This window comes from Brevibacterium samyangense (assembly GCF_039529845.1).
Taxonomy (GTDB): Bacteria; Actinomycetota; Actinomycetes; order Actinomycetales; family Brevibacteriaceae; genus Brevibacterium; species Brevibacterium samyangense.
Genome location: NZ_BAAANO010000030.1, coordinates 1 through 14,474, shown reverse-complemented (window position 1 = coordinate 14,474; position 14,474 = coordinate 1). Strand labels below are relative to the sequence as shown.

The 14,474-nt window shown below is 69.6% G+C and carries 8 protein-coding genes; 5 read left to right on the top strand and 3 right to left on the bottom strand.

Going from position 1 to position 14,474, the window contains the following annotated elements:
• Positions 1 to 88 precede the first annotated feature (88 nt).
• Positions 89 to 2,329: a 5'-nucleotidase C-terminal domain-containing protein gene (locus ABD172_RS13470; RefSeq protein ID WP_344310441.1), complete on the bottom strand. Its 2,241-nt coding sequence runs from the start codon at positions 2,327 to 2,329 to the stop codon at positions 89 to 91.
• Between the two features lie 237 nt (positions 2,330 to 2,566).
• Here ABD172_RS13470 and ABD172_RS13465 point away from each other — a divergent pair, with 237 nt between their 5' ends.
• The 3 genes from ABD172_RS13465 (at position 2,567) to ABD172_RS13455 (ending at position 7,939) form a co-directional block, all read left to right on the top strand.
• Positions 2,567 to 3,451, top strand: a complete 885-nt coding sequence (locus ABD172_RS13465; protein WP_344310439.1) for a DUF3152 domain-containing protein — start codon at positions 2,567 to 2,569, stop codon at positions 3,449 to 3,451.
• A 96-nt stretch (positions 3,452 to 3,547) separates the two neighbouring features.
• A complete protein-coding gene (locus ABD172_RS13460; protein ID WP_344310437.1) occupies positions 3,548 to 4,957 on the top strand; it encodes an aspartate aminotransferase family protein in 1,410 nt (469 codons plus the stop codon).
• A gap of 12 nt (positions 4,958 to 4,969) precedes the next feature.
• Positions 4,970 to 7,939 (top strand): DEAD/DEAH box helicase, encoded by a 2,970-nt coding sequence (locus ABD172_RS13455; RefSeq protein WP_344310435.1) that lies wholly within the window; start codon positions 4,970 to 4,972, stop codon positions 7,937 to 7,939.
• Between the two features lie 123 nt (positions 7,940 to 8,062).
• Here the strand turns inward: ABD172_RS13455 and ABD172_RS13450 are convergent, their stop codons facing one another.
• Together ABD172_RS13450 and ABD172_RS13445 are read right to left on the bottom strand one after the other, a co-directional pair.
• The gene (locus ABD172_RS13450) at positions 8,063 to 9,337 is read right to left on the bottom strand and encodes a M20 family metallo-hydrolase (RefSeq protein WP_344310433.1); all 1,275 of its coding nucleotides are present in this window, start codon (positions 9,335 to 9,337) and stop codon (positions 8,063 to 8,065) included.
• Between the two features lie 120 nt (positions 9,338 to 9,457).
• Positions 9,458 to 11,089, bottom strand: a complete 1,632-nt coding sequence (locus ABD172_RS13445) for an amidohydrolase (protein WP_344310431.1) — start codon at positions 11,087 to 11,089, stop codon at positions 9,458 to 9,460.
• A 305-nt stretch (positions 11,090 to 11,394) separates the two neighbouring features.
• On the opposite strand from ABD172_RS13445, the gene ABD172_RS13440 reads away from it, so the two are divergent.
• Entirely contained in the window at positions 11,395 to 12,282 is an 888-nt protein-coding gene (locus tag ABD172_RS13440; RefSeq protein WP_344310430.1) for a GNAT family N-acetyltransferase, read from the top strand.
• A 248-nt stretch (positions 12,283 to 12,530) separates the two neighbouring features.
• Positions 12,531 to 14,474, top strand: a 1,944-nt coding sequence (locus ABD172_RS13435) for a hypothetical protein (protein WP_344310428.1), incomplete at its 3' end; no start/stop codon positions are given.

Below are 14,474 nucleotides of genomic sequence, written 5' to 3'. Positions count from 1 at the left end.
CCGTGCTCAATGGGAGTGCGTTCCGTGGGCGCGCATTCCGGAGGCGCCGTGCTGCGTGGAGCAGTGCTCCGGACTCACCGGAACCCTGTCAGCGCCGGCGACGGCTCACCATCACGGCCGCGGTGCCGGCCCCGGCGAGGGCCAGGCCGATCCCGAGGGCCGCGGCGATCTCGCCACCGGTCCGGGGGAGTGCTCCGCCCCCCGTCGTGCCCGAGGCGCCACCGGCCTCCGCCGCGCTGTCACCGGTGCCGTCGGCCCCTTCGGAGCCCCCGTCGGTGTCCTGATCCGCACCATCGGCAGGAGCCGAGGTGGGGGCTCCGGTCGGCGCGGTGCTCTCGGTTCCCGCGGGCGCCTCGGCGGTGGTGGTGGGCGCCGGCGAGGCCGGGTCCGTGGTGGACGGGGCAGTGGTGGCCGGAGCCGTGGTGCTCGGCCCGTCGTCGGGGACCGAGCGGTCGAGCGTCTCCGAGGTGAGGACCCAGTTCTCGCGGAAGAAGTCCGCCGGGTCGATGACCTGGTTCTGCACCGTCCAGTCGATGATCGCCTCGCGGATCGCGACCTGCTGGTTGTAGACCTCCTCGAGGCCCTCGACCGGGAACCCTCCGCCACCGGACTGGCGGTAGTTGTTGATCGCGAGGACGAACTCGTCGTCCTCACCCACCGGAGTGCCGTCGGCGTACCGGAGATTCTCGATGCGCTCGCCGAGCGGCCGGGAGATGTTGATGTCGTAGTCGACGCCGGTGATCGCGTCGTAGTTGTAGTCGGGGATGTCCCGGCCCGCGCCGGTGTCCTCCGCGTTCGTCACCGCAGCCGGGTCGAAGTCCGCGCCGGGTTCGACCTGCCGGAAGTACCGTGCCGAGTACTCGAGGTACTCGCGCAACTGCGCGCCGGTCATGGTCACGCCCGCGAGCGTGTTGTCGTAGATGTAGAGACCCGCCATGTCGCGGACGGTGACGTCGCCCTCGGTGAAGACGGCGTCCCGGCTGAAGGGGGAGGTCTGCGCGAGGACGGGGAGGTCCGCGTACTCGGTGCCGGCGATCCCCTCCTGCACCGTCGACGTCATGACGTGACCGACGAAGTCCATGATCGCGGTGTCCTCGTAACGCGAGGTCGCACCGCTCATCGTCTCCGTCGCGGTACCGATCGTCTGATTCACGTACTCGACGGTCGCCGCGTGGTGCTCGGCGAGGGCGTCGATCATCTCCTGCGATTCGGCGACGTCGCCCTGGAGGTAGTGCGGGGTCACGTGCGGTGCCTCGGCGTCCCAGTCGACCGTGTAGCCGCTGCCGTCGGTGTCCGGGACGAGGGTGAGGTCGACCTCGGACACGGACCGGGCCCAGTAGTTCGGCTGCGTGATGAGCGCCTGCGAGCCGTCCGCGCGGGTGACGATCTCCTCCGGTTCGTCGCGGTGGGTGTGACCGGCGATGACGAGGTCGATGCCCGGCACCCGCTCCGCGATCGAGGTGGCGACGTTCTCGTCGAGTGCTGCCGGATCCCACGTCTGGCCCTCGGGGTCCTTGCCCGTGTGCGCGAGCGCGATGACGACATCGGCTCCCGCGGCCTCGAGCTGCGGGACGTACGCGGCGGCGGACTCGACGGGGTCGATGAACTCGACCTTCCCCTCGAGGTGCTGCTTGTCCCAGATCCGCGAACCGGGGGTGGTGAGGCCGATGACGCCGATCCGCACCGTCTGCCCGTCGATCGTCCGCTCGATCATCGTGGTCGGCTCCGAGTACGGCTCACCGGTCGCCACATCGAGTGCGTTCGCCGCGAGCACCGGGAAGTCGACCTGTCCGGTGTAGTAGTCGAGCATGTCGAGCCCGTAGTTGTACTCGTGGTTGCCGACCACCTGGGCGTCGTAGCCCATGAGGTCGTTCGCGATCGCCATCGGGTGTTCCGCACCGGTCTCCGTCACGGGCTCGGTCGCGGAGTAGTACGAGGTGAGCGGGCTGCCCTGGATCGAGTCACCGTTGTCGAACAGCAGGACGGAGTCCTCGCCCTCGGCCTCACGGATCCCGTCGACGACGGTCTTCGCCCGCGACAGACCGAGTTCCTCACCGGCCGGGTACGGCTGATCCGTGAAGTAGTCCCAGTCGAGTGCGTGCCCGTGGACGTCGGTCGTCGCGAGCACGGAGAGCTCGAGGGCGTCGGTGGGCTCCGCGGTGGGGTCGGTGGTCGGCTCCGTGGTGGTGGGTTCTGAGGCCGTCGGTTCTGCGGTGGCCGTCGGTTCTGCGGTGGGCGTCGGGGAGGTCTGGGCGAGCGCGCCGCCGAATGCGGGCAGCGTGAGGAGTGCGGCGGCAGCAACGGCCGCGGGGATCGTTCGCATGTGCATGGTGATGAACCTATATGCGAAACACCGCAGCGCGGTGACCGGTGGAGGACGTTTCGGTGAACGGTGGAACGGTCGGCACGAGGACCGCGCCGGAGGCCCTGTTCCGCCGGGGATCCGCGTGATTCCGGGGCGCGGAAGTCCTGGACGAGGCAGCGGTGTGCGCCGGATCCAGCGGATTGAACAGCGGCCGGGAGCGCAAACCGCTGGATTCGCATGCGGGTCCACTACCGTCGAGGTATGGCTCTCCTCCCGACATCCTCGCCACTGCATGCACGCGCACGCCTCACCGGCGGCGCCGCCGCGCTCGCCCTCGTCGCTCTGCTCAGTTCCTGCGCCACCGTCGAGGCGACCTCGACCACCGACACCGCCGCACCGAGCGCGGCTCCCGCGCTCGCGGCACAGGAGAGCGCCGGCACGGCGGAGGCCACGGACTCGGGACCGGACTCCCCGGTGGAAGATGAGGCGACGCACGGGGCCGAGGCGAGTCGCGCCTCGGCGGGGGAGGACGCCGCGGCGAACGGCGGGGGAGAGGACGCGGGCGCGAGCCCGGCGGCACCGAGCCCCTCACCGAGCGAACCCGCGATCGAGGACATCCCGACCTCCGGCAGCGGCGAATGGGTGAGTCCGGAGACCGCGATCGGTCCGAACAACACCGAGAACTCCCCGTTCCGGGTGTTCCTCCGGATCGAGGACAACCTGCCGCTCGAGGTCGGCCCGACCGCGGAGTTCGTCATGGACACCCTCCAGGACTCCCGCGGCTGGCAGGACGTCGACGGCGTCGCATTCGAACTCGTCACCGACCGGGACGAGGCGGACGTGCGGATCAACATCGCCGCCCCCGACACCGTCGACGAGATGTGCCTGCCGCTGCGCACCCTCGGCGAACTCTCGTGCCGCAACGGCGACGACGTCGTTCTCAACGCGAAACGCTGGGTCGGTGCGACCGAGGACTTCTCCTCGCTCACCGAGTACCGCCAGTACCTCGTGAACCACGAGGTCGGACACGCACTCGGCCACGGCCACGAGAACTGCCCCGCCTCCGGCGAACCCGCCCCGCTCATGCAGCAGCAGAGCAAGGGCCTGCAGGGGTGCGAACCGAATGCGTGGCCCTCGGTCGCGTGAACGCGTGACATCCGTTCGTGACGCCCACCCCCTACGATGAGAGGACGGCGCCACACCCCCCCCAACCCTCGAATCCCCACGGAGGTCGTCATCCCCATGTCCACTACCACAGAGCACACCGCACAGTCGAGCATCCCCGGAACGACCTTCACCGGGCCGCTCACCTTCACCGAGGACGAACTCGCCGGGATCCGCGCGGAATCCGTCCGGGCCTACGAACTCGACCGCGCCCACGTGTTCCACAGCTGGTCCGCGCAGAAGCAGATCTCCCCGATGGTCGTCTCCCGCGCACAGGGCTCGTACGTGTACGACGGCGAGGGCCGCGCGTTCCTCGACTTCTCCTCGCAGCTCGTCAACACGAACATCGGCCACCAGCACCCCGTCGTCGTCGAGGCGATCAAGAAGCAGGCGGACCTCCTCACGACGATCAACCCGGCACACGCGAACGCCGCCCGGTCGGAGGCCGCACGCCTCATCACCGAGCGCACGCCCGAGGGTCTCGACCACGTGTTCTTCACGAACGGCGGAGCCGATGCGAACGAGCACGCGATCCGCATGGCCCGCCTCCACACCGGCAAGCACAAGGTGCTCTCCCGGTACCGCAGCTACCACGGCGCCACCGCGCTCGCCATCAACGTCACCGGTGACCCGCGCCGTGTGCCGAACGACCACGGAGACGCCGGAACGGTCCACTTCTTCGGCCCGTTCCTCTACCGATCGGAGTTCGACGCCACCACCGAGGCGGAGGAGACCGCACGCGCGCTCCGCCACCTCGAACGCACCATCCAGCTCGAGGGGCGGGACACGATCGCCGCGGTCGTCCTCGAGTCCATTCCCGGCACCGCCGGCATCATGGTGCCCTCGAAGGAGTACATGCAGGGCGTCCGTGAGCTCTGCACGAGGTACGGCATCATGTACATCGCCGACGAGGTCATGGCCGGCTTCGGCCGCACCGGGAAGTGGTTCGCCTTCGAACACTTCGGCGTCGTCCCCGACCTCGTCACCTTCGCGAAGGGCGTGAACTCCGGGTACGTCCCGCTCGGCGGTGTCGTCATGAGCAACGCGATCCTCGAGACCTTCGCCGACCGTTCCTACCCCGGCGGGCTCACCTACTCGGGACACCCGCTCGCGTGCGCGGCCGCCGTCGCCACCCTCGGTGTCATGGAGTCCGAGGACATGATCGAGAACGCCGCCACCCTCGGCGAGACCGTCGTCGCACCCCGCCTCGCGGCGATCGCGGAACGCTCCCCGATCGTCGGCGAGGTCCGCGGAGTCGGGATGTTCTGGGCGATCGAACTCGTCAAGGACAAGACCACCCGTGAACCCCTCGCACCGTACGGCGGGTCGTCGCCGGAGATGGACGCGATCGTCGGCAAGCTCAAGGCCGCCGGCATCCTGCCCTTCGTCAACTTCAACCGCCTCCACATCGTGCCGCCGCTCAACATCAGCGCCGAGGACCTCAACGTCGGCCTCGACGTGTACGAGAAGGTGCTCGTCGAGGGCTGATACCCGGGATCGATGACCGAACCCTCCGCGGCAGGGGCGAGCGCCGGAACGGCGCCGGGCGTCGTGCTGCGTCGACACCAGAACGAGGCCCTCGAGCGGCTGTCGGAGCACTGGCGTGCCCACGACCGGGCGTGGGCGGTGCTCCCGCCCGGGGCGGGCAAGACCATGGTCGGTCTCGAGTCCGCGCGCCGCATGCTGCGGTCCTCCGAGGGTGATGTCGCGGAGGGCGATGTCGCGGAGTGCCGGGGCGATGTCGTCGAGGGCGGGGCGGCGCGCGATGCCGTCGACCACGTGGTCGTGCTCGGACCGAACACCGCCATCCAGTCGCAATGGGTCCGTGCGGCACGCGACCACGGTCTGGACGCCTCGCACCACCGTGATCTGCGCTCGCCGGTCACCGTCCTCACGTACCAGAGCATCGCCCTCTTCGATGCCGACGCCGAGGTCGACGACGACGCCCACGAACGGCCGCTCATGGCCCGTCTGCACCCCCGCGGCCTGGAGGTGGTCCGACGGATCCGTGACTCGGGGCGGGTGCTCGTGGTGCTCGACGAATGCCACCATCTCCTCGAGGTCTGGGGGCGTCTGCTCGGCGAGATCCTCGCCGAACTGCCCGGGGCGCGAGTCCTCGGACTGACGGCCACCCCTCCGGACGCACTCACGGCGGAGCAGAGCGCACTCGTCGACGAGCTGTTCGGCCACGTCGTGTACGAGACCTCGATCCCCGCGGTCGTCCGTGAGGGAGACCTCGCGCCGTTCGCCGAACTCGCGTGGTTGTGCTCGCCGACGACGGCCGAGGAGGACTGGCTCGCCGAGCAGGCCGAACGGTTCACCACTCTCACCACCCGTCTCTGCGACCCCGCGTGGGGTTCGACTCCCTTCCTCTCGTGGGTCGACCGGCGGTTCGTGGACACCGACCGGGTGGCGTGGCTCGATCTCGTGCGGCAGTGGCCTGCGGAGACCTCCGCCGCCCTGCGCCTGCACCATGTGGGACTCCTCCGGCGGCCCGAGGGGGCACGCCTCGGCGAACAGGACCGTCGACCCCCGACCGCGGACGACTGGATGGTCCTCGTCACCGATTGGGCCGGGCACTGCCTCTCCGGGAGTGATGATCCGGACGACCTCGAGGTGGTCGCCGAGATCCGACACACGCTGCCGGCGATCGGTTGTCAATGGACCGCCCGGGGGATCCGGCGGGGTCGCTCCCCGGTGGACCGCGTGCTCGCGCGTTCGGCCGCCAAGGGCATCGCGGCCGCGCGCATCGCGGTCGCCGAGCACCGTGCCCTCGGGGACCGCATGCGCACGTTGATCCTCTGCGATCACGAGCGCGCCTCGGCCACGGTGCCGGTGGGCCTGGACGGCGTCCTCGACGCTCAGGCCGGTTCGGCGTACGGGGTGCTCGACGGCCTCCTCGCCGAACCGGACGTGGCCGTGCTGGCGCCGCTCCTCGTGACGGGCCGCAGCGTGGTCGGCGCGGAGAAGACGCTGGGTGCGCTCCGCGACGCCATCGCCGAGGCGGCCCCCGACCTCGCCGCGAGCCTGCGGATCTCCCCGGACCCGGACCTCCCAGGGGCCGGGCGCCTCGAGGGCGGATGGACCAGCCGCCGCTGGGTGCCCTTCGTGACCCGCTTCTTCGAATCCGGCGGCACCCAGGTGCTCGTCGGGACCCGCGGATTGCTCGGTGAGGGATGGAACGCCCGGAGGATCACCGGCCTCATCGACCTCACCTCCGTGACGACGTCGACGGCGGTCGTCCAGACCCGGGGCCGTGCCCTGCGGACCGACCCGGCCTGGCCGGACAAGGTGGCGATCAACTGGACCGTGGCCTGTGTGAGCGACGCGCACCCGCAGGGCAACGCGGACTGGGACCGACTGGTCCGCAAACACACCGGGTACTACGCCGTCGATCCGGACGGCGAGATCACCGACGGGGTCGCCCACCTCGACCCGCTCTTCTCACCGTTCGCGGCGCCGGCGGAGTCCGACTTCGACGCGAGCAACCGGCGTGCTCTGACCCGTGCCGCCGATCGGGCCGGCATCCGGGAGAGCTGGCAGGTGGGAACCCCGTACGAGGACCACACCGCCCGGACGCTGCGGATCCTCCCGACGCGGGCCTTCGGGGTTCCCGAGGCCGGTGGCGCCTCCGCCGGACGCCGACTCCTCGCCGAACCGGCGGCGGTCGTGCCGCGGGAGGACGGCCTCGAGGTGCGCGGGACGCAGGCGCCGGAGGCACCGGCACGTGCCCCGAGGCGCCCGCTCCCGGACCGCCTCGGACGACGGGCACTCGCCGTGCTCGGCTGGGCAGCGGCCTTCGTCCTCGGCGGGGCGTTCCTGGCCGAGGTGTTCAACGAACTCGTCGCGCACGTCTTCGCCCTGGGAGTCCTCGGCGCGGCTGGTGTGCAGGGGTTCCGGTCGTGGCAGCGATGGCGTGAACACCGACGACTGGGCACCGCGTACGCTCACCAGGTTCTCGCGCTCGCCGCCCGTCCGCCCGGGCTCGGACAGTTCGCCGCTGCCGTGGCCGACGCCCTGCGCGCCGCCGGGCGTACCGCCGTGGGAAGCGAGGCGGTGCGCGTGCATGTCGACGCCGACGGCGAGTACCGGTGTCACCTGGCCGACGCCACCGACACCGAGGCCGCGCTGTTTGCCGCCGTCCTCGACGAGGCGATCGGGCCGATCCTGCTTCCCCGGTACGTCGTTCCGCGGTACGTCGTCGACGGCACCGTCCCGCCCGATCGCGCACGGCTCCGGGCCGCGCGGGAAGAATCCCTGCCCGCCGACGGAGTCGTCTGGCACCCGGTTCCGACGGAACTCGGTCGGAAGAAGTCCGACGCAGAGTCCTACGCCCGCGCCCTCGACCGGTGGGTGGGGTGCGGAAAGCCGCTCTACACCGGATCGCCCGAGGGTGCGGGCGTGCTCGCCGCGCAGCAGGGCAGTGATCCGTTCGCGGTCACGACCGTGATGCGGCGGCACTGGACCTGATGCGGCACTGGACCTGAGTGTGAGCCCGGTGTCGCCGGGCCCGGGGAGGTGCCGAGGCGCCCTTCCGTGCGAACGGAGGGGCGCCTCGGCTGTGGTGCGGGTGGGCAGCGGGGAGGAGTTGTCTCAGCCCTCGCGGTCGAGTTCGCCCTCGAGGAGGCGTTCGGCGACCCGGGTGAAGAGGTTCACGCCCGCACACATGTCCTCGGGCTTCGTGTACTCGCCCTCGTTGTGGGAGATGCCCTCGACGCTCGGGACGAAGAGCATGACGGAGGGGACGACGTCCTTCATGTTCGTCGAGTCGTGGCCGGCGACGGTCATGATGTTCCGGCTGCTCAGACCCAGTTCCTCAGCAACGGAACGGGAGAGCTCGACGCCGCGTTCGTCGTAGGGCAGGAGGCCCCAGGCGTGGGCGGTGTCCTTCTCGATGCGGACGTTCGCGGTCTTCTCGATCTCGGCCATCCGCTCGTGGAGGAGTTCGTCGGCCTTCTTCACGAGGTCCTCGTTCGCGGACCGCATATCGAGGTGCACGCGGACCTCACGGGCGACGACGACGGGGGAGTTCGGGAGGATCACCATCTGGCCGACCGAGGTGTGGACGGCGGGCGCGAAGGAATCCGCGATCTCGCGGGCGGCGATGACGAGGTGGGAGGCGCCGAGAAGCGCGTCCTCGCGGTCCGCGATGACGGTCGAGCCGGTGTGCGACTGCTCGCCGTGGACGATGAAGTGGTACTTCTGCGCCGCCCACGTCGCCTCGACGAGGCCGATCGTCGTGTCTGTGTCCTCGAGGATGCGGCCCTGCTCGATGTGGATCTCCGCATACGCGGCGGCCTCCGGGCCGGAACCGGTGCCGAGGCAGCCGCCGGCCTCGAGCGCCTCGGCGACGGTGATGCCGGAGAGGTCTGCGGTCTTGAGCGCGAGGTCCGCGTCCATCTTCCCGGTGTACACCGAGGAGCCCATCATCGACGGCTGGAAGCGCGAACCCTCCTCGTTGAACCAGTTGACGACGCCGAGGTTGTACTTCGGGGTGTGGCCGGTCTCCGCGAATTTCCGAGCGAGGCGCCACGCGGCCTCCGCGCCGGCGAGGACACCGTACGCACCGTCGAACTTGCCGCCGAGAGGCTGCGAGTCCATGTGCGAACCGAGGAGGACGTAGGGGGCACCGGGCACGAGCTCGAGGAGTGCGAACTGGTTGCCGACCCGGTCGTACTCGACGGTGAAACCGCGCTCCTCGAGCCAGGACTTCATCCACCGGCGCTGCTCGACGTCGGGAGCGGTCATGGCCTCACGGTCGACGCCGCCGGCGGGGGTGGCACCGAACGCGGACATCGTCTCGAAATCGGTGAGGAGCTCCTGGTCGAGCTGGTCCTGGGTGAGCGCGGAGAACGGGGTGCTCGTCATGAGGGGGTACTCGCTTTCTGTGCTGTCGGGGTGGGGAGGGGATGCGGGAGACCAGCGGAGGCGCGGCGAACGGGTGTCCGGTGGGGCGCCTCGGCGGTGAGTGTCCGGGGTCGGCGCCGCTCAGAGCGCGTTGTGCGTCCAGGTGCCGCCCATGAGGGTGGCGTGGACGGGGATGTCCTTGATCGTCGTCGGGTCGACCTCCATCGGCGAGGCGCCGAGGACGACGAGGTCCGCGAGCTTCCCGGCCGAGAGGGTGCCCTTGAGGGCGCCGTGGCCGGACGCTTCGGCGGACACCTTCGTATACGCGGTGACCGCCTCGGCGGGGGTGAGGCACTCGGCCTCGGGGCCGATGGTGACGCCCGAGCGGCTCTTGCGGTCGACGAACGCCTGGATGCCCCGCAGGACGTTGCCCTCGGCGCACGGACGGTCCGAGGAACCCGGCATGAGGACGCCGTTCCGGACGAAACCGGCGCCGCGGTACAGCGTGGGGAGCCATTTCTCGCCGAGGGAAGCGGCCATACCATCGCCGATCGAGTCGAAGAACGCGGCCTGCGGGGTCACCGCGATGCCGTGCTCGGCGAGGACCGGGAGCTGGTCGTCGGTCACCATCGCCGCGTGCTCGATGCGGTTCGGGATCGCGCGGCGACCGTAGAGGGTCTGGGCCTCGACGATGTTCTCGATCGCCTTCGTCACCGCGAGGTCGCCGATCGCGTGGACGGCGACGGACCACCCGCTGCGGTACGCGTCGAGGGTCACGCGGCGGAGCCATTCCTCGTCCGCCTGGAGGTAGCCGGCGTGGCACTTGCACGGGTAGTTCTCGGACAGGGCCGCGGTCTCCCCGGAGAGCGCGCCGTCCATGTAGATTTTCGTCGGGCCGATGCTGAGAACCTCGTCGCCGAACCCGGTGGTGAGGCCGAGGTCGAGGCCGATCCCGAAGTCGTCCGCGGGGTTCGCGGCGATCTCGTGGAGCGCCTGGATCGCGGGCATGAGCTGGCCGCGCGCGTGGAGCTTCCCCTCGGCGCGGGCGCGCATGTACGCGGTGAGTTCGATGGGGGAGTGGCCGATCCACCCGGACGCGATGCCGGCGTCGCCGAAGGAGGTGATGCCCTCCTTCGCGTAGTACGCGGTCGCGAGGTCGAGGGCATTCACGAGGGTGTCGACCGAATAGGGGCGGACGAGATCGAGGACGAGGTTCTGCGCGGTCTCCTCGATCAGGCCGGTGGGGCGGCCGTCGGCCCCGCGGACGACCTTCCCGCCCTCGGGGTCCGTGAAACCGTCCTCGAGGACGCCGGCGAGTTCGAGTGCCTTCGTGTTCGCGATCGAGGAGTGGCCGCTCACCTGACGGATGACGAGCGGGCGGCCCTCGGCGAGCTTGTCGAGGATCCCGATGTCCGGGTACTGCCCCTCGTAGTCGTGGTGCGAGTAGCCCGTTGCGTTGATCCACTCGCCGTCCGGGAGTGACTGCGCGGCCTCCGCAAGCTTCGCGTAGACCTCGGGGAGGCCGCCGGGCAGATGCTCGACGTCGACGCTCGCGAGGGTGAGCCCGAACCACGAGGTGTGGCAGTGGACGTCGTTGAAACCGGGAAGGACGGTCGAGCCGCCGAGGTCGACGGTCTCCTTCGCGGACATCCCCTCGACCTCCTCGTCGACACCGACGAAACGGCCGTTCCACACGCCCAGGGTGCGGGCGGTGGGGCGGGACTCGTCGAGGGTGATCGCATTCGCGTGGGTGAGCAGCAAGTCGAGCTGCACGGGAATCACTTCCTTGGGTTCGGGGCTCGGTGGGAGGGGGAGGGGGCAGGGCTGGGTTGTCCGGCGTCGGGGGTACCGGGGTCGCGGGTGCCGGCTTGCGGGGCCGGGGGTGGTTGAGGGGGTTGGGTCCGAACGGGTCGAGGTACGGGGGTCGGGTACGAGGGGCGTGATCCAGGTTACGGGGATGTAATGACGCGGACGTTTCACCACGCGGTGGTGCCGGTCACATGGCCGGTGGGCCGGCGAGGTGGTGGCCGATGATGTCTGCCGGTGACGGACGGGGCTTCCGCGGGTAGTTTCTCGGTATGGAGAACGGTCTCGACGTGGAGATGAGGAAGGCGTGTCCGCACGACCTTCCCGAGGTGCGGGCGGTGATCGCGCGTGCGTTCGTCTCGGACCCCTTGATGCGTGCCCTGTTTCCGGAGCCCGCGGAGACGCCGGTGATCCCGGTGGGCCGTGAGGCGGGAGGCGGCGGGCGCGCCGACGCGAGCCGCCTGAGCGCGATCGCGCTGTTCTACGGTCCCTCCGTCGAGTCTGCGGTCCTCGCCGGGAGGGTGTGGGTCGCCGAGGCCGGTGGGATCGTGTGCGGAGCTGCGGTGTGGGACTTCCCCGACGACGGCGGTTCTGCACGTGGCGGTCGGAACGGGGCGCGTGCTTCTTCGGATGAGCGGCCCGGGGGCGTGCCGGATGGGGGCCTGCCTCGGCCGGGGGTGGTTCTTCCTCCGTCCAGTGAGGTCCTTCCTCGGCCGGGCGAAGCCGCGGTGAGGGTCCTCGGTGAACGCACCGCGATTCGGCTGTCCTCCGGGATGCGCGCAGCGAGACCGGACGACGCGCGCCGGAGACCGGAAGCGGGGTGGCCGTACCTCGCCGATCTGGCGGTCGACCCGAGCGTGCAGGGCGGCGGTGTGGGCGGCCGACTGCTCGATCACTGCCTGCAGGAGATCACCGAGCCGACGTGGTTGGAGACCACGAATCCTCGGAACCGGAGTTTCTATGCGCGACACGGATACGAGGTCACGCACATCGGGGTGATGGGCGGACTCGGGGTGACGAACCGGACCGGGACGACGAGTGAAACCGGGTTGGTGAGTGGGGCTGCGGAGAAGAGCGACGTCGGGGTGACAGCGGGCGAGCCCGGGCTCGGGGTCGAGACGGCGCGGATGGTGAGAAAGGGCGGCAACGCGGTGGCGTGACGTCGTGGGTACGGGCGACGAATGAGCTCCGGGTGTTCTGCGAAGGCATTGCCCGGCGGGCGTCACCGAGAGTACGTGTCCGTGCCTCCTGGGAGCATGTGTCGCGGAGGGCGTCGGCGGCTGTCGTGCACCGGAGCGAGGGCGCGACGGATCGTGGTGGGGTGTTGTCGCGGTCTTCGGCGCCACTTCCTGTGGACAGAAAAATACTTATCCACATTCTCCACTCATCGTTGCAAAAGGCTTCTTTGGTGACTCATCGGCGACTACAATCGAATTACGTTCTAATCCAGATCGAGAGTTCCCGGATCGTGGTTCTGGGTCTGGTCTTCCCCTTCCGATCACCGGCAGCGCTGTCCGTGGTCATGTGTTCTCAGTCGTCTTCTCCAGCTCTGTTGTTCACCTGTGTGCATGAGTTTTCGAAGGGGGTGTCTGTCATGGCGATCGAACCCGACGACGCATCGCGTTCGGACGATGCTTCGCCGTCCTCGAGTGGGCAGCATTCGAAGGGAGCGCCGTTCGCTGGGTTCCCGGACACCGCGGACGGGCGGCTGGAGGCGTTCGATGCCTCCGGTCCTGCACGTCTTGCGACGGTGGCCGAAGCGCAGCAGGCGGAAGCCGTGGCGTTCTTCGGCAAGCTCGAGGCCGTGGCCGGGTACGTGGTCTCCGAGGTGATCATCGAGACCACCGCTCATGACACGGACGCGCTGGCGAATGCGGTGCCTCCGGCAGCATTGCCGGAGTTTCTCCACGCCGATTACGAAGCCATCGCCACGACTCTGCGCCGATGGGGAGTGGACGTCGCGAAGCGGGAAGCCGAGATCGCTGCCGAACGCGCAGCGCAGGAGCGTGCCCTGGCGTCGGGCCTGCGCCCCGGCAGCGAACCGGGCACCGACCCCTCTGACTCTTCCAACTCTGCCGACCCCTCTGACTCTTCCGACTCCTCCACCTGTTCCGATGCAGAGGTTCCCGGTGGCACGGCCACACCCGGCGCCGGTGTCGGGGACTCTTCTTCTGCCTCGGCTTCTTACGCCGCGGCAGCGGGAGCTTCGAGTTCTGTCGGGTCAGCGGACGAGGCGCCTGGATCGGCGAAGGCGGTGACCGATTCCTCCTCTGCATTGTCAGTGCGCGGACCGTTCGGCAGCGTATCCGGAGCAGGCACCAGCGCGAAGCACCGGGACGGGGAACGTCCGGACGTCGAGCATCGGGACGCGGAGCATTGGGGCGAAGAGCCTGGGGACGCCGAGCATCGAGAGGCGGAGCCCGGTGCGACCGAGGGAACCGAAAGCCCGGTGCTCGTGCCCTTGCCGGCGTTGAAACCGACGACGGCGCTGGGGGACTGGGTGCGTGAGCACCTCACTCCCGAGCACATGGTGAGCGTGTCGGCGGTGTTGAGGAAGACGATCTTCCAGGCGTACGGGTACTGCCGGGACGCCCTCACGGTCGTGCACGGCCTCCCCAGGTTCTTCGCCCGTGCGAAAGCAGGCGAGTTCGGGGTCGATCATGTGCTCAACGCCGCTCGTATTGCCGGCCGGGTCCCGGCAGCACTCCTGTCGAAGGTCGACAATCACTTGGCGACCCGGCGGGCGGATGTCACTCCGGAGACGTTCCGGGTTGCGCTCAACAAACTCGTACGCGAGCTCGTACCCAGGGAGGTGCGGGCGGCGAAGGCGTTCGAGGAACGCCGGGTGGACGTCGAGCACTACGGCAATGGCACCGGTGCGTTGATCCTCACCGGCCCGAGCCTGCTCATCGAAGCCTGCTTCCGCCGCGTCGAAGCGCTGGCACGGAGTGTGTTCTACCGCAAGCCTGTGTCGGCGGCTGCGTCTGCTCCCGGTAACGCACACGGCGCGGCTGAGGGTCGCGAATCCGGTGGTGCTGCCGGAGGCGGTGGTGCGGGGGAGCGGATGGAACTCATCGAGCATCGGAACATCGCACAGTTGATGTTCGACATCCTTTCGTTGTCGCGCCCGCAGGTCACCACGCGTCGCATGCCGACCACCCGCCACGAATCCGAGACCACGGACCTGGCCACGGGTGAAGGAGCTGAGGAACTCGTGCTCGAACTTCCCGATGCCGGGGATTATCTGCGGAATCAGGCGCAGGTGGTGGTGACGGTCCCGTTCCTGAGCCTCTTCGGAAACGGAAACGGAAACGGGAACGAGGGCGGAAGTCTTCCGGGAGTGTTCCCCGAC